The organism is Pandoraea bronchicola (genome assembly GCF_902459805.1).
GTDB lineage: Bacteria > Pseudomonadota > Gammaproteobacteria > Burkholderiales > Burkholderiaceae > Pandoraea > Pandoraea bronchicola.
In genome coordinates, this window is sequence record NZ_CABPST010000001.1 from 768,975 (window position 1) to 784,811 (window position 15,837).

The following is a 15,837-nucleotide window of genomic DNA, read 5'->3' on the forward strand; positions in this document are numbered from 1 at the left end:
TTCGCGCGTAAGGGCGAACCACAGTCTTCAGTATTGTCAGTGCGTCAATCCGGTGCAATTATTGAATTGTCCTGAGATCAATTTCCCTCCTCCTGAATGGCCGCTCCCGCCCGCTATCTCGATCATGTCGAGCGCCTCACCCAAGCCATCGTGTCTGGCGATCTGGCCTCGGGCACGCGTCTGCCGCCACAGCGCGATTACGCCGATGCTCACGGACTCGCAACCTCCACGGTCACCCGTGTCTACGCCGAACTCGCGCGACGGGGCCTCGCCGTCGGTGAAGTCGGGCGCGGCACCTTCGTGCGCTCGCCCGCCGTGGGCGCGGCCGCCGCATTCGCGCAGTGGGCGCCGGCGCCCGGTGCGCTCGGGAGTGTCGATCTGGCGTTCAACTATCCGGTGCTGCCCGAGCAGGCCGATGCGTTTCGTCAGGCGTTGCGAGAGACGGCGTCTGGCGGCGACCTGCGCACATTGCTGGCCCACGCGCCGCACGACGGGCATCCGTCCGACCGGCGCGCGGCGGCGCAATGGCTATCGCGGCGCGATGGCGCCGCCGTCTCGCCCGATACACTGGTCGTCTGCGCGGGCGGCCAGCACGCGCTCGATGTCCTGCAGCTGGCGTTGTGCCGCTCTGGGGAGCCTGTGGCGGTCGAAGCGCTGACGTATCCCGGCTGGAAGGCGCTCGCGGCCATGCGTGACATTCCGCTCGTTGCGGTGCCGATGACGGCCGGCGGGCTCGATCCGTCTGCACTCGAGACGGCCTGTCGCACGCATGCGGGACGTCTGCGCGTGGTCTACACGATGCCGACGCTGCATAACCCGCTGGGCAGTGTGATGCCGCTCGCGCAACGGCTGGCGCTGGTGGAAGTGGCGCGGCGTCACGATCTGCTGCTAGTGGAAGACAGCGCTTACGGCTTTCTGGTCGCCGACGCGCCGCCCCCGCTTCGTCGGCTTGCGCCGGAGCGCACCTTCGAGGTTTGCAGTCTGTCCAAGCCAGCGGCACCGGGGCTGCGCATCGCCTATCTGATGGCGCCGCCCGCGCTGCTGCCGCGCGTACACGCCGCGATGCGGGCGAGTGTCTGGAGCGCCGCGCCGTTGATGGCGCAACTGGCGTCGCGCTGGCTGGACGACGGCACCATCGATCTCTGGATCACGCGCAAACGGGCGCTGGCTCGGCGGCGACAGGCGATCGCGCAAGTCTGCTTCGCAGGTCTTGGCTCGACGGGATACGAAGGGGCGTTTCACAGGCTGCTCCCCGTGCCCGCGCCAATGCGCTGCGACGACGTCGTGGCCGCCCTGCAAACGCGCGGTATTGCCGTGACACCCGTCGATGCATTCGCGGCACCGGCGCAGGTGGCGCCAGCGGCGATCCGCGTGGCCCTGGGGTCCCCGGCAAGCGACGCCGCGCTGCAAACCGCGCTCATGGAAGTCGCCGGCGTTGTGCGTGCCGCCGGTCGCCAGTGACTCGCCCGGGATGACGCCGCTCCCGGATTCTTTTATGATCGACGTGCTTCCTGCAGCCGGACCGTCGACGCAAGACCTGACGCAGGCTCACGCAGGCCCCGCCCCCTGTCGGCAATCTCAAGGACTCCGAATGTCGAATACTTATTTGTCGCGTGCCCGCCGGGTCGCGCTTGGCACGGCGCTCGCCATCGGTGCGGGCATGACCGCCCCCGCGTATGCCGCCTCCAATCTCATGTTCATGAGCAACTCGCCGCTGGCCTATATGAAAAAGGCCGACAACGAATCGCTCGCGAAAGCCGCCGACAATGTGCTGTCCACCAAGCAGGACAACGAAACCGTCGACTGGAGCAACAAGGGCACACGCAACCCGGTGGCAATCGCTGCGCAGCTCACGCCGACCAACACCCAGAAGGACGACACCGGGACTTGCCGCGACCTGATTGTGCTGCTCGTCGCAAAGGGGCAGGAAGTCACACTCAGGCTACCCGCCTGCAAGAAGGGCGACGCCGGCGGCTGGGAACTGCAAAAGCGCGCCACGCCCTAATCACCCCGCCGCATCTCGTCCACCGACAAAAAACGCCGGTCCCGAAATCTCGGGCCGGCGTTTTTCTTGATGTCAGCGGTGCGCGGGCACCGGCGAATCCCGCAGACAGCGACCTCAGGCCGCCACCCTCTTCTTGCCTTCGACGTCCGGCAACAGAATCGTCACGATGCCCAGCAGCGGCAGATAGGCGCATACGTGGTAGACGAAGTCGATGCTCGTCGAGTCGGCAAGTTGCCCCAGCACGGCGGCCCCCACGCCCCCCATCCCGAACGCAAAGCCGAAGAACAGTCCCGATACGGTACCGACCTTGCCCGGAATCAGCTCTTGCGCATAGACGAGAATCGCCGAAAACGCCGAGGCGAGGATCAAGCCGATCGCGACCGTCAGAATGCCCGTCCAGAACAGGTTGGCGTACGGCAGCATCAGCGTGAAGGGCGCGGCCCCCAGGATCGCCCCCCAGATCACATACTTTCGGCCGATCTTGTCGCCCAGCGGACCGCCGATCATCGTGCCCGCGGCCACTGCGAACAGGAACACGAACAGATGCACCTGTGCGCTTTGCACCGACACATGGAACTTGCTGATCAGATAGAACGTGAAGTAGCTGCTGATGCTCGCGAGATAGAAGTACTTCGAGAAGATCAGCACCAGCAGAATGCCGATGGCAAACAACACCTTGCCGCGCGACAGATGCGCATGACCGCCACGGCGCGCCGCCGGCTTGCCCTTGCTCGCTGCGCGTTGCGCGGCGTACCAGCGGCTCACCTGGAACAGCACGACGATCGCCACGAGCGCCGCCACGGAAAACCACGCCACGCTGCCACGGCCATGCGGCGCAATGATCAGCGCGGCGAGTAGCGGGCCGAGCGACGAACCGACGTTGCCCCCCACCTGGAAGAACGATTGCGCCATACCGTGGCGTCCGCCCGAGGCCATACGCGCCACCCGTGACGACTCCGGATGGAACACCGACGAGCCCATGCCGACGAGCGCTGCCGCGACCAGCAGCACGCCGAAGTTCGGCGCAACCGCCAGCAGCAGCAGGCCCACCAGCGTGAAACCCATGCCGACCGGCAGCGAATACGGCTTCGGATGCTTGTCGGTGTATAGGCCCACGACCGGTTGCAGCAGCGACGCCGTGATCTGATACGTCAGCGTGATCAGACCGACCTGGCCGAAGCTCAGGTCAAAGCTCGCCTTGAGCAGCGGGTAGATGGCCAGGATCAACGACTGAATCATGTCGTTGAGCAAATGGGAGAAGCTGATCGCAGACAGCACGCGGAACGCGGTGCCCTGCGCTGCCGGCGAGGAAGCGCCGGGAAGGGACGTTGCAGGTTGACTCGACATGGATGGAGGATTTACGTCAAAGGCTTTGGAAACGCAGACTTTCTGGCAGGTTTCGTGCAGATATGCATGAAAGTTGGGATTTATCCCATTTCTTGCCAGAAATTTAATGAGTGAAGTGTAGAGCATGCGTAAATCGTCGTTACGCCAAGTTTTGTCGCGATTCCGCCATCCCAGCCCACCGCTGCATGCGTAGTAGAAAACGACAAGAAGCGCTCGGCAGGTGGTCTTGGATCGGGCCCCTGATATACCACCGTCGAGCCGCCAAGCCCGCGTTCACAAGGGTTTGTGCGGGTTTATCGGGCGTTGGTCGCCGTCAGGGATTCGTGTAGAGTCGATTGGCGAGTTGTGCCATGCAACACCACGCACACGCAAGGGCCCTACTCCTTCCATGGTTGGCGGCAGAACATGATTCAACACTCCAGAGTCGTGCAGTGGCTGGTGACCGGGCTTGTGGTGACGGCCACATTTCTTGTCGTTCTCCTTCTCGGTTGGTTACGCGTCGTCAATGCGTCGCAAGCCATTTTGCAAGAGGAGGCCACACGTCAGCGCGATGCGCTTGAGCGCATTGTCGACCGTGCCGACACCACCCTTCAGGGCGCCACCGCCTGGGTAGGACGCAACTGCAATGAGGTCAGCAGTGCGCTTCAGGCCGAAGGCACGCTCACGCCGTACTTCCGGTCCATCTGGCTCGTGTCTCACGGAAAGATGTATTGCTCGTCGGTCCTGCGCTCGGACGAGGCCATCGATATGCCGCTGCCGAACGAGTTGGTGCCGCTGCTTACGGGAACGCGTGCCATTTTCGTGGCCAGCACGCCGTATGTCCGTGACTCGCCTGCGTTAGCGATATTCGTGCCCACCTCCGCGACGGATGGCGTGCTGGGATTCATCGACGGGGTATACCTCTCCGAGTCTTTGCATAGCGTGAAAAACAGTGACCTCGAATGGACAGCGATGACCATCGGGAAGCTGTCGCTGACTTCCGAGGCGTCAACGCTCGAATCCGCCAGCGTCGCTACGCGTGGCGCGCAAATCACGCTCGCATCGGAGCTCTTTACGACGTCACTCGCGGGCAGTCCGTCCTTGACCCGCTGGCTGATTGCGAATTACGCGCCCATCTATCTTTCGTTCGGCACCGTCATCGCGGTCTTGTTGGGCATTCTGACTTTCCGCCATCTCAGCCCGGCGCAGTTCATGCGACGACAGATCGCCCTGGGCATCAAACGCAACGAATTCAAGGTCTACTACCAGCCCGTCATGGAGCTGGCCACGGGGCGTTGCTCCGGTGCCGAGGCGCTGGTGCGCTGGCATCATCCGGTGGCCGGCCTGGTCCGGCCCGACGCCTTCATCCCTATCGCGGAAGGCAACGGTCTGATTATCGAACTCACTCGTTCATTGCTGAAACTGATTCGCAATGACGTGGCGAAAGGCGAGTTGCCGCAAGGTTTTCATGTCGCGATCAATCTTGCCGAACGGCACTTGCGGGACAACACGATCGTGCAGGATATCGAGCGGCTTTATGGCTCGCTCAACGATACCTATCCGCTCATCGCCGAGATCACCGAACGTTATGTGATCCGCGACTCAGCGGCTGCACGCGCCGTCATGGCCGAACTCCAGCGGCGCGGCATCGAAACGGCACTGGACGACTTCGGTGCCGAGAACAACTCCATCGGCTACCTGAAGCGCTACGACTTCAACTATTTGAAGATCGACAAGGAGTTCCTGCCCGTCACCGAAGACGATGTGGTGACACGCAATATCTGTGACTCCATCATCGAATTGGCTGAACGAATGGGGATGACGATCGTGGCGGAAGGTGTCGAGAGTGAAATGCAGGCGACTTATCTGCGCGAGCGCAATGTCACCTATGCGCAGGGGTATCTTTTCGCGCGGCCGATCTCGTTCGACGAACTGGTGCAGTTTGCGATTGCCCACGCGGGCGCGGGGCTCACGACAGTGAAGCAGACGTCTGCGAACGTCACGCCGCTCACGCAGCACAAGGCGGGTTGACGACGGTACGCCCAACGCACGACGAAAACGCCTGGCCGGCCAACACGACCGGCCAGGCGTTTTATCCGACGACGCTGCGATGAGGTCAGAAGACCAACTGAGGCATATTGCTGCGTGGTGCGGGCGTAGCGGCCGCCCGCGTGCTGGCCCTCATTTCGGCGCGCAGCAACCACAATCGCTGTGCAACGAAACTTCGGAAGCGCATTTCACCTGCGGAGAAAGAGATTTGCATCTGATGTCGCTTGCCGTTGGGCAGCGTGCGAACCAGACGATAGTATCGAGCCCCGTCAACCGTTTCCTTGATATTCCTGACGCGCATCATTTCACCCCGATTCTGTTGTGTCAGGTGAGTGGGCACTTCGGCAAACGTCGCATTCCCGGTCAGTCCGCGTCAAACCTGAACTTCAGCCCGAAACTCAGCCTGAAACGATACCAACCGGCACTGGGGGGGCATGCGGCGAAATTCAATGTAGAGGAGGAACGTCCCCCTTTCGTCCCCCAAATTCACGTCCAAAGCGCGCTTCGTTGGTGCGCCGCAACACTTCCCCGTCCAGCGCCGGTTCTCGCTGGTTCGCCCGCCCTCTACAATGCGGCCACCTGCTGAGTTTGATCAAAAGAATCGTTATGGTTTCCGAACCTTCTTCAACGCCCGATGGGGTTTTACGCAACGAAATGGATGATGCCCTGCAAGTGAGCGGATCGCTTTGGCTGCATCGCGGCAACTCGTCGCTCGGCGGCCAGGCCCGGATCGCGCTGCTCGAACAGATTGCCACCCACGGATCGATTACCGCAGCGGCGAAGGCCGCGGGCATGAGTTACAAGGCCGCGTGGGATGCCGTGGATGCGATGAACCAACTCGCCGGCGAGCCGCTGGTGGCACGCAGCACGGGCGGGCGCGGCGGTGGCGGCACACGCCTTACCGCCCGCGGCGCGAAGCTCGTCGCAGCGTTTCGGGCGGTGGAAGTGGCGCAGCGGCAGTTTCTCGCGCGCGTGGCCAACGATCTGGAGCATTTCGACGAGCAGTGGCCCGTTATCGCTCGACTCGGTCTGCAAACGAGTGCCCGCAATCAGTTGCACGGCACGATCGCCAACATTCGACACTGCGGTGTGAACGACGAGGTCACGCTGACCTTGCCCGGCGGTGAGGCGATTACGGCGTCGCTCACCCATCACAGCACGCAGACGTTGGGGCTCGCCATCGGTGGCGATGCGTTCGCGCTCATCAAGGCGCCGTGGATCGAGATCGCGCGCGGCGCAGATCTCGCCGGACTGCCAACGGCCAACCGGCTTTCGGGCACGGTAGACGCCATCACCGATGACGCCGGGCAAGCCGAAGTCATTCTGGCGCTGCCGGGCGGCAGCCGGCTCGCCGCCGTCATGCCGCACGACACGCTGACGGCTCGCGGACTGACGGTGGGCGTTGGGGCAACGGCCGCATTCGCGGCCGTCAGTGTCATCGTGGGGGTGATGGCCTGACGCACCAGCGTCAGACCCTCGGGCACGTTACAGCGCCGGTGTTTCGCAGTTCGGCGCGATTTGCTGCCTGGCGTCGCGGCGATCCAGACGCAGGCTCAGCAGCGCCACACCCACCCCGGCCAGTGGCACGAGCGCGGCCACCCAGGGCACCGCCGCCAGACCCGGGCCGTGGTCGATGACGAAGCCCCCGAGCCAGGCGCCAATAGCGTTGCCGAGGTTGAACGCGGCAATGTTGAAGCTCGACGCAAGGCTTGCCCCCGCCCCCGAGGCTTTCTCCATCACCCACAATTGCAGCGGTGCGACCGTGGCAAACGCCGCCGCGCCGAGCAGGGCCACGAACACGATGGCCAGCCAGTGTGAGTGCAGGGCAAACGTCATCAGTCCGAGAACGACGGAGAGCGCCAGCAAGCTGCCCAGCACGGTCGGCACGACGCGACGATCCGCGAGCTTGCCGCCGAGCAGATTGCCGATCACCAGGCCGCCGCCGAAGATCAGCAGGATCGGCGAGACAGCGCCTTCGGCAAAGCCGGTGACTTCCGTGAGCAGCGGCGCAATGTAGGTAAACACGCCGAATACGCCGACCCAGCCAAGCACCGTCGTGAGCAAACCGAGCAGCACCGGACGACGCGCCAGCGCACGCAGATCGGCACGCCAGTCGCCTGCATCCTTCGGCGCTGCGATCTTCGGCACAAACCAGGCAATCACGAGGAACGCGAGCGCACCGATCACCGTCACCGCCCAGAAGCTGGCGCGCCAGCCGAAATGCTGGCCCAGCCAGGTACCGAACGGCACGCCGAGAATGTTGGCGACGGTCAGCCCTGTGAACATCACGGCGATGGCCGACGCGCGGCGCTCACGCGGCACCAGGCCGGTCGCGACGACCGAGCCGACACCGAAGAACGTGCCGTGGGCAAACGATGTCAGCACGCGCGCCGCCATCAGCGCCCCATAGCTCGGCGCCAGCGCACAGGCGGCGTTGCCGATGGTGAAGATCGCCATGAGCACCAGCAACACAGTCTTGCGCGGCCAGCGGGCGGTCGCGGTCGTCATGACCGGGGCGCCCACGACGACGCCCAGCGCGTAACCGGAGATAAGCAGGCCGGCGGCCGCGATCGAGACACCGAAATCGGCGCCGACGTTGAGCAGCAGACCCATGATGACAAACTCCGTCACGCCAATGCCGAAGGCACCGGCGGTCAGGGCGTAGAGGGCGATGGGCACAGAAAACTCCTGTCTGAATATAGGGAAAGGTCACGCCGCCGAGGCGACAGCCGTGAGCCGATGTGCGGAATATAGACGCCCTCGCATTGATGAAATAGACTGCGCGAAGGAAAATGATTTGTGACTTGATGTCACAACACTGCGCAAAGCCAGCCGCAGCAAAGATCAGGGGGACATCCAATGGGTCGTCAGGACGTCAATCGCTCAGGCGATATGGAAGTTTTCGCTCGCGTCGTGGCGCTTGGCGGCTTCTCTGCGGCGGCGCGCACGTTGCATATGACGCCGTCTGCGGTAAGCAAGCTGATCGCCCGGCTCGAGTCGCGGCTGGGCACGCGCCTGTTCAACCGTTCGACGCGCCGTCTGCAACTCACGCCCGAGGGCACGTCGTTCCACGAACGTGCGTTGCGCGTGCTGGCCGACATCGAAGCGGCCGAGCGCGAGGCAGCCGCCGGCGCGGTGCCGCGTGGCCTGCTGCGCGTGAATTCCAGCGTGCCGATCGGCTCGATCTACCTGCTGCCCGTCATCCCGGCATTTCTGGCGAAGTACCCGGAGATCCGGCTCGACCTGACACTCACCGACACGGTCGTCGACCTGCTGGAGCAGCGCGCCGACGTCGCCGTGCGCGCGGGGCCGCTGCGTGACTCGCGGTTGGTGGCCCGCAAGCTGGGGGAGAGTCGCATGCACGTCGTCGCATCGCCCGCGTATCTCGCGCGCAACGGCCCGCTGCGCTCGCCAGCCGACCTGATTCATCACAACGTCATGGCCTTCAATTTCGACCGTCAGGTGCAGGGTTGGCCGTTTCTCGACGGGGCTGGCGGCATTACGCACTATCCGCAGATCGGCAACATGACGGTGGGCGACGGCGAAACCATGCGCAAGCTCGCGCTCGAAGGGCTGGGTCTCGCCCGTCACTCGCGCTATCACGTCGATGCCGATCTGCGCGAGGGACGGCTCGTCACCGTACTAGACGACTACAACCCGGGCGATCTGGAGCCGGTACACGCGGTGTATGTCGGGCAGGGCGGTCACTTGCCCGCGCGCGTGCGCGCATTTCTCGACTTTCTCGTGACCCATGTTCATCTGCCCTGAAGCCCCCGAGCTTCTGACCGGCGTGTGCGGATGGCGAGTGAGGGGTCGCACCGATGCCAACGGTCGCTACCCCTGGTCGCTCACACATAAACGCACCCGGCAATGTGCCCCGGGGGCGATAGGCGATCGCCTGACTTGCCCGGCACAGCCACTTAACCCGGCCCGTCACTGGCCGCCGCCAGCAGTGGCACGATCAGATCGCTGATTGGCGTAGGTATGCCGCGAGCACGCGCATATCGCTGCACCACCCCGTTACGGCTGTCCCATTCAAGCGGGCGCCCGGCTTGCCGGTCGGCGAGGATCGACGTGCCCAAGTCGGGCGGAGAATCGGCAAATTGATCCACAATCGCTTGCGCGACTTCGTCGCCCAGGATCGCACCATCCGCACGAGCCACCGCTAGACACTCCCGCAGATAGGCGAGCGCCAGCTCGGAGATGTCGCTTCGGGAGAACATGCCTGCGCGACGATTTGTCAGCACCATCAAACCTGCTACGGCGTTCTGCAGGAGCTTTCGCCAGGCGACGGATGTGAAATCTGTCACGACGTCGACCGAGCACCATGTTCCCTGCAAAGCCTCGAGCACCAGGCGGGACCCCGGCGCGTCAGGCAACGTGAGTCGCGCTTTGCCACGCAGCCATACTGAGGCATCCGGTTCGCGTTGCGCGGGAAACCAGACTACCGAGGGCAACACGGGTCCCCCATGCAAATGCGGTGCAACGAGTGCCGTCTGCTCAAGCCCGTTTTGCAGCACGCAAACCACCGTCGTTGCGTCACACAGTGCCGAAAGCAAGGGGGCCGCCACCGCCACCTGTGTCGACTTTACCGCGACGAACACCAAATCAAATGTCTCCCTGATCTCGACCGGATCAATCCGCACCGGCCCCGGAACCACAATGCAATCGCCATCGATATGCAGCGCCAAGTGCTCATGCGCCGTGCGGCCGTATAGCGCGGGCGTGCGTCCAACCGCATGCAAAGCAGCAGCGACGGTCGTTCCAATGGCCCCCGGGCCCAGGATAGCGATGGATGGATTTTCAGACACCGTGATGGTTCTCCTGTTGTCTTGTCATTCCGGCCGTGCGGCCACGCGACCACGCAGCGCTCATCAATGTGGGCGTCAGCCGATGATCGCCGCCCCGATGGCAATCACCGTGCACGCCAGCATCTTTCGAACGGTCAACGCTTCGCCAAGGAAGCAATACCCAATCAACGCTGCAAAAAGCACGCTGGTTTCGCGCAGCGCCGATACCGCCCCCATGGGAGCGCCAGCCATGGCGTAGATGACAATTCCATAGGCCAAAAGAGAGACCAGCCCGCCGACAAATGCCTGGGCGAACCCGGGCCGGATGGCCAGCAAACTGCCTGCACCGCGCAGCCCGATGTATACGGCTGGCATCAAGATGCCCCACAAGGCGCACATCCAGACCGTATAGGCCATGGGGGCGCCGGACAGGCGCACGCCGATGCCGTCTGCCACGCTATAGGCAGCAATGAAACCGCCGGTTGCCAAGGCATACGGCAGGCTGGTTACGGCAAGCCCGCGCCCGTTGAAGGCCAGGAAAACAATGCCGCCCGACACTAGCGCAACGCCGAGCAAGGCGTCTCCTCCGATTCTCTCGCCAGCGAAGGCCGATGCCGCAACGACAATCATTGCGGGAGAGGAGCCTCGTGCGATCGGGTAGGTCTGCCCGAGTTCTCCTGCACGATAGCTCCTGACAAGCAGCAGGTTATAGCCAACGTGCAGCACCGCAGAAAGTGCGGCATACCCCCAACTGGCCGAGGCTGGCGGCTTCAGGAACAGGGCGATTATCGTGCTGGCGATCGCAACGGCCACACACATGATCGTCATCGACCAAAGTCGGTCGACCCCGCCACGCAGCATCGCATTCCAACTGGCGTGCAGAAGGGCAGCCATCAGCACAAAGAGAACGAGGTGAAAAGGCATACGCCATACTAAGCATCGCGAGCCCCTTGGTTAAGCGAAGTCTCCTCATTGCATGATGAGTCAATCCTCATGGATTACCGGTAGCTTTGCTGAGCCTTCCCTGACTCCGCCAGCAACCAGTGGCGAAAGTTGACAATGTGGGGCTGCGACTCGACACCCTTCGGGCAGACAAAGTAGTAGGCCACGGGAGAAGGGAAAGGCACATCGAAAAGCCGTACCAGACTGCCATCGCCGATTTCGGCTTCGACGTGTCCGCTTCTCGCCAGTGCAATTCCCTGCCCCAACAGCGCCGCTTCAATCGTCATGTTGGTGTCGGCAAATCTGACGTTTTCCTTGAGCGCGGAAATCGCCACACCGACTTGTTGAAACCAAAGTGACCATTTCGGCACTAGATCGGAACCATCACGCGTGAGCAGCGGGTAGCGTAATAGTTCGGCAGGTTCGCGTGGTACGCCGAAGCGGTTCAGAAGCTCGGGACTGGCCACCGGAAAAATCTGTTCCCTGAACATGAAGTCCGAATGCAGCGCCGGGTAATTCCCACTACCGAAACGGATCGCAACGTCCGGTTCCGTGCTCGAAAAATTGATGGCGGTGTCGGTGCTTTCGAGTGTGACCAGAATTTCCGGGTGCTGCCGGGACAAACTCGGCAGTCGGGGAAGCAGCCACTTCAGGGCGAAGGAATAGGTCGTACTGACTCTGAGCCTCACTCGGCCCTTTTCCTCTCTCAGATCGGCGAGCGTTGCCCCCAGACTCATGAAAAACTCGCGCACGATCGGCGCGAGGGCAGCGCCTGCCGGTGTCAGACGCAATGACCTGCCTCGCTCAAAGAGCTGCAACCCCCACAGGTCTTCGAGGTGCTTTAGCTGATGACTGACGGCACTTTGGGTGATATGCAGCTCTTCTGACGCGGCGGTAAACGTTGCGTGTCGTGTCGCGACCTCAAAAGCGCGCAAAGTGGCTGTAGGCGGCAGATCTCTCATGTCATCGCTTCCTCGGTGAGCATTTCAAAATTTCACACGTATGAATCGATGCTCATCATGGGGCCTCTCGCCACTGCGCTCAAGATGCCCATTCGCGATGCCCTCGGCGCCCCCTGCGGACGATGAATATGGGCGTCACCAGAAAAGCTGCGCGTGGTAATGCCGTGCGCAGTCCCAAAGCGGGTCTTCGTGGAAACAGTTATCGGCCGAACACACATGCGCCGGACGCTGGCTCGAGCGCTAACGCGCTAACGCGCTCGCGCCGTCGCGGCCGGCGAATACGCCACACAACTCACCATGCCTCAGCCATTTCTATTCCCGATAACGGCTTTTATGCCTTTCGACAATGCTTAGGCCCGTGAGCGGCCACGATGCGACCAGACAAAGAGCGGCCACGCCAGCGCGGCGCACAGCAGGCCGCCCGCCCACACCAGCCCCCAGCCGCCAATCGACAGCAACAACGGGATTGTCAGCGGCGTGAGAAACATCGTGAGGAAGACGCCTGTGTTGCCAATGCCGAGCGCCGTCCCAGCGCGCGAGGCACCGGCAAGCGTCGCCAGTTCCGTGAACGCGACGCCATGCCACGCCGACGCCACGACACCCCCTGCGATCAGCAGCGCGATCATCCACGGCGTGCCGTGCGCCAGCCACTCGGGACGATGCGCGAGCACCGCCACGAGCAGCGCCAGCAACGCGAACACTATGCCGACGACAATCGTGCACACTCGCAGATACGCCGGACGATTACGACGCTTATCCGTATAGCGCCCGCTCCACACACGGGTGATCGCCGCGCCCGTCTGCACCGCCCCCAGCGTGAGCGAAATCGTCGCCACGCTCGCATGGGCAACGTCATGCAGAAACACCGTGCCAAACGTCAGCACGGCGATCTGCGGCATCGCGAGGACGGCCATACCGAGTGCGGTGCTCAGCAGACGGGCGTCGCGCAATGGGGTGTAGCTCACGGCCGGGTGCCCGCCCGTGGCGCTCGATGCACGGGCTACCGTACTCGCGGTTTCATGCGGCTCCTCCGGCGGCTCAAGCAGCCACAACCACGCCATGAACGCTGCGGCGACACTCGCGAGCGCCAATCCAAAATACACCGCGCCGAAGCCGAAATGCAGTGCCGTCCCCGGCAACACCAGCGCGCCGATGCCGCCCCCCAGCGGCACGGCGCACTGCCGGACACTCATCGCGAGACCGCGCTCGCTGTCGTGAAACCACCGCATGACCGCACGCCCGCTCGATCCGTTCACGCTGCCACCGAGCACGCCGATGGCCAACATCCCCGCGGCCAGCATCGGCATCGACGGCACGAAATGCTTCGTCGGCACGCCCCACAACGCCAGGCCGACGAGCGCCGCCGCGGTCACCAGCAGTCCCACGAGCAGCACGCGCCGGTCGCCCCAGCGGTCGGTGAGCATGCCCCACGGCAATTCGGAAATGGCGATGCCCAGGCCGATCATGCCGAGCACAACGCCGAGATCACCGTTGGCCAGCGCGTAGGCGTGGCGCATCTGCACGGCGGTGGCGGGAATGCCGCCCATCGCGGCGGCAAAGCTGCAGTTGGCCGCCACGCCGACCCCCAACACCTTCCAGCGATGGTGACGGTCGAGCCCGTGAGTCACGGGCGATGCATGCGACACCGCCAGCACTGGCGGCGCCTGATGGGCAGTAGCAGGGACAGTACACAGACGTTCATTCATATGTGACACGGTGCGCGGCCCGCAGGCACGCGTCTCAGAGGGGAGAGGTCGCGGCATCCCGTCTCGCACCCAACCAAGGATAGGAACACCACGCTCCGCATCGTACGGATAGACAATCCATCGGAAAAGCGGGAAAATTCGATGACTTATATCGTGTTTTCCGGATTAAGTGAGGATTCAGTCCGGATGTGGCGGTGTGTCGTCCGCGCCGCCAGCGCGATCCCCTCCCGAGAGTCGCCATGAACGCCCGCGCCTTCGATCTCACGCAGTTGCGTACCTTTATCGCCATTCACGACGCCGGCAGTATTTCGGCGGCGGCGGAGCAGATATTCCTGTCGCAATCGACCGTCAGCGAACAGCTCAAGAAGCTCGAAGAGCGCGCCGGACAGCCGTTGCTCGTGCGTTCGCGCAAAGGCATGCGCCCGACCCCTGCCGGCACGCGGCTGCTGGCTTATGCACGGCAGATCGCGGCGCTGTCCGAGGCAGCCTTCGAAGATCTGCAAGGCGTGCTGCTCGATGGCGAGTTACGCATCGCCATCACGGACTATTACCGTCCGCACGACGTTGGCCGTGTGCTCAAGCGGTTCACCAGCCTGTATCCGCGCTTGCGCTTGCATGTGAGTGCCATGCAAAGCGCGCAGATCGAGCGCACCGCGCTGACCGGCGAACACTTCGACGTCGGGTTGGCGTTACGGCTGATGAATGAGGATGTTGGCAAAGGGGCCAGAGCATTGGGCTATCGAACGCCCGGCACGCTGGTGCGCCGCGAGCGTCTCGTGTGGGCGATGTCGTCGACGCTGGCCGAGCCTGTCGGTGAGCCGCTGCCGCTGGTGACGCTGCCGCCGTCGTGCGCGCTGCAGAGTCTCGTGCTCGCCGTGCTCGAGCGGCACAAAGTGCCGTATCGCGTCTCTCACTCGGCGGCAGGCGTGGCCGGCATGCAACTGGCGCTCGGCGCAGGCCTGGGAATCTCCTGCCTGAACGAATCGGCGCTCACCCCCGACCTCATCGTGTGCCCACCATCACTCGGTCTGCCGCCGCTGCCCCGCGCGGAATTCCACCTGCTGCCCGGACGCGCCGAAGAAACCGATCTGATACGACATGCGCGCAATGCGCTGCTGCGGCTCTTCGCGTGATACCTTTGCCCCCTTGATCCCGATTTTGTCCGCTTACTGCGGTTGCCGTCATGCCGGAAGCCACGCCGATTCGTCTGAATTTCAACACCCGCCGCGCGCTGTTGTTCGCGCTGACAGCCGAGCGTCTGTCGGCGTTCTACGAGCATGGGCAATGGATGACGGACAAGCAGGGCGCCACACTCGCGCAGATGTGGCTATCGCGCTCGAAGCTGCAATTGCCGCTGGAGGAACGGCGTCTGCTCTCGACGCTGAGCGACGATTTCGCGCGCGAGCTGGCCGGCACGCTCTCTCGCGAAGCCGGCCTGTATACCGCACATGAAATGATGGAATCGCTCGACGCGGATTATGCGTACGCGTCGGTGGTGGCGCAGGATTTGCTGGAAGATTGCACGCGACGCCTCGTCGAGGCAGGCGTGACGGAATAACCGCGCGTCATCAGGATGTGCCGGGACTGACCGGCGACAGCGGCAACGTGACGTCGTCAGGCGACGATGCCACGCTCCTGCACCAGCACCCAGGGGGCGACAACGACGGCCCAAAGCTCCGGCGTGCGCTCGGCGAAATCGGTGGCGTGGTTGGCTTGCATGCGTTGCACCATGCCCGACGAGAGCCATTGAGACACGGTGTCCTTATCGTCGTTGGCGACTGCCTCGGCGACCGACACGAGGTCGACACCGGGGGCGACGTACAGCAACACGCCGCGCGCGAAAAACGACTCCAGATCCTTCCAGTCGATCTTGGCGGTTTCACTGAGCAGGCGCAGATAGACGTCGCTCGCCCCCGACGCGGCGTTTTGCAGGGGTTGATCTGATTTGGCGGGCTTGGGCGAATCCATGACAGCGGGGCTCCGGGGCAGCGCAGGCCGGAAAACGGTGGCGTGCGGGAAAGCGTAAATGACGAAAACCCGCATTGTAATGCGCCCCG

15 protein-coding genes are annotated in these 15,837 nt (G+C 63.5%); 8 read left to right on the forward strand and 7 right to left on the reverse strand.

The genetic code is table 11. The features are described from left to right. Positions 1–96: 96 nt before the first annotated feature. Together PBR20603_RS03470 and PBR20603_RS03475 are read left to right on the forward strand one after the other, a co-directional pair. A complete protein-coding gene (locus PBR20603_RS03470; RefSeq protein WP_150558109.1) occupies positions 97–1,461 on the forward strand; it encodes an aminotransferase-like domain-containing protein in 1,365 nt (454 codons plus the stop codon). A 130-nt stretch (positions 1,462–1,591) separates the two neighbouring features. Next, complete coding sequence (locus PBR20603_RS03475) at positions 1,592–2,005, forward strand: hypothetical protein (RefSeq protein WP_150558110.1); 414 nt, start codon at positions 1,592–1,594, stop codon at positions 2,003–2,005. 114 nt (positions 2,006–2,119) lie between these two features. Here the strand turns inward: PBR20603_RS03475 and PBR20603_RS03480 are convergent, their stop codons facing one another. Then, complete coding sequence (locus tag PBR20603_RS03480) at positions 2,120–3,352, reverse strand: MFS transporter (RefSeq protein ID WP_150558111.1); 1,233 nt, start codon at positions 3,350–3,352, stop codon at positions 2,120–2,122. A 405-nt stretch (positions 3,353–3,757) separates the two neighbouring features. On the opposite strand from PBR20603_RS03480, the gene PBR20603_RS03485 reads away from it, so the two are divergent. The 3 genes from PBR20603_RS03485 to PBR20603_RS03495 all read left to right on the forward strand — a co-directional run bounded on the left by PBR20603_RS03485 (position 3,758) and on the right by PBR20603_RS03495 (position 6,838). Beyond that, positions 3,758–5,362: an EAL domain-containing protein gene (locus tag PBR20603_RS03485; RefSeq protein ID WP_150558112.1), complete on the forward strand. Its 1,605-nt coding sequence runs from the start codon at positions 3,758–3,760 to the stop codon at positions 5,360–5,362. Between the two features lie 79 nt (positions 5,363–5,441). Beyond that, on the forward strand, positions 5,442–5,966 hold the full coding sequence (locus PBR20603_RS03490) for a hypothetical protein (protein ID WP_150558113.1): 525 nt from the start codon (positions 5,442–5,444) through the stop codon (positions 5,964–5,966). 68 nt (positions 5,967–6,034) lie between these two features. After that, positions 6,035–6,838 carry a TOBE domain-containing protein gene (locus PBR20603_RS03495; protein WP_246174352.1) on the forward strand — a complete coding sequence of 268 codons (804 nt, stop codon included), beginning with the start codon at positions 6,035–6,037 and terminating at the stop codon, positions 6,836–6,838. 27 nt (positions 6,839–6,865) lie between these two features. Here the strand turns inward: PBR20603_RS03495 and PBR20603_RS03500 are convergent, their stop codons facing one another. After that, positions 6,866–8,059, reverse strand: a complete 1,194-nt coding sequence (locus tag PBR20603_RS03500; protein ID WP_150558115.1) for an MFS transporter — start codon at positions 8,057–8,059, stop codon at positions 6,866–6,868. Positions 8,060–8,239: 180 nt separating this feature from the next. Between PBR20603_RS03500 and PBR20603_RS03505 the strand changes: the two genes are divergently transcribed. Beyond that, positions 8,240–9,148, forward strand: coding sequence for a LysR family transcriptional regulator (locus PBR20603_RS03505; protein ID WP_150558116.1), 909 nt, complete (start codon positions 8,240–8,242; stop codon positions 9,146–9,148). 152 nt (positions 9,149–9,300) lie between these two features. Here PBR20603_RS03505 and PBR20603_RS03510 read toward each other — a convergent pair whose 3' ends face one another. The 4 genes from PBR20603_RS03510 to PBR20603_RS03525 form a co-directional block, all read right to left on the reverse strand. Continuing rightward, positions 9,301–10,197: an oxidoreductase gene (locus PBR20603_RS03510; protein ID WP_150558117.1), complete on the reverse strand. Its 897-nt coding sequence runs from the start codon at positions 10,195–10,197 to the stop codon at positions 9,301–9,303. A 69-nt stretch (positions 10,198–10,266) separates the two neighbouring features. Next, entirely contained in the window at positions 10,267–11,094 is an 828-nt protein-coding gene (locus PBR20603_RS03515; RefSeq protein WP_150558118.1) for a DMT family transporter, read from the reverse strand. A gap of 74 nt (positions 11,095–11,168) precedes the next feature. Beyond that, positions 11,169–12,074 (reverse strand): transcriptional regulator GcvA, encoded by a 906-nt coding sequence (gene gcvA, locus PBR20603_RS03520; protein ID WP_150558119.1) that lies wholly within the window; start codon positions 12,072–12,074, stop codon positions 11,169–11,171. A 350-nt stretch (positions 12,075–12,424) separates the two neighbouring features. Then, entirely contained in the window at positions 12,425–13,780 is a 1,356-nt protein-coding gene (locus PBR20603_RS03525) for an MFS transporter (RefSeq protein WP_150558120.1), read from the reverse strand. A 239-nt stretch (positions 13,781–14,019) separates the two neighbouring features. Here PBR20603_RS03525 and PBR20603_RS03530 point away from each other — a divergent pair, with 239 nt between their 5' ends. Together PBR20603_RS03530 and PBR20603_RS03535 are read left to right on the forward strand one after the other, a co-directional pair. After that, complete coding sequence (locus PBR20603_RS03530) at positions 14,020–14,913, forward strand: LysR family transcriptional regulator (protein ID WP_150558121.1); 894 nt, start codon at positions 14,020–14,022, stop codon at positions 14,911–14,913. A gap of 50 nt (positions 14,914–14,963) precedes the next feature. Further along, entirely contained in the window at positions 14,964–15,338 is a 375-nt protein-coding gene (locus PBR20603_RS03535) for a hypothetical protein (RefSeq protein WP_150558122.1), read from the forward strand. Between the two features lie 56 nt (positions 15,339–15,394). Here PBR20603_RS03535 and PBR20603_RS03540 read toward each other — a convergent pair whose 3' ends face one another. After that, entirely contained in the window at positions 15,395–15,748 is a 354-nt protein-coding gene (locus PBR20603_RS03540) for a DUF2288 domain-containing protein (RefSeq protein WP_150558123.1), read from the reverse strand. Positions 15,749–15,837: the final 89 nt, after the last annotated feature.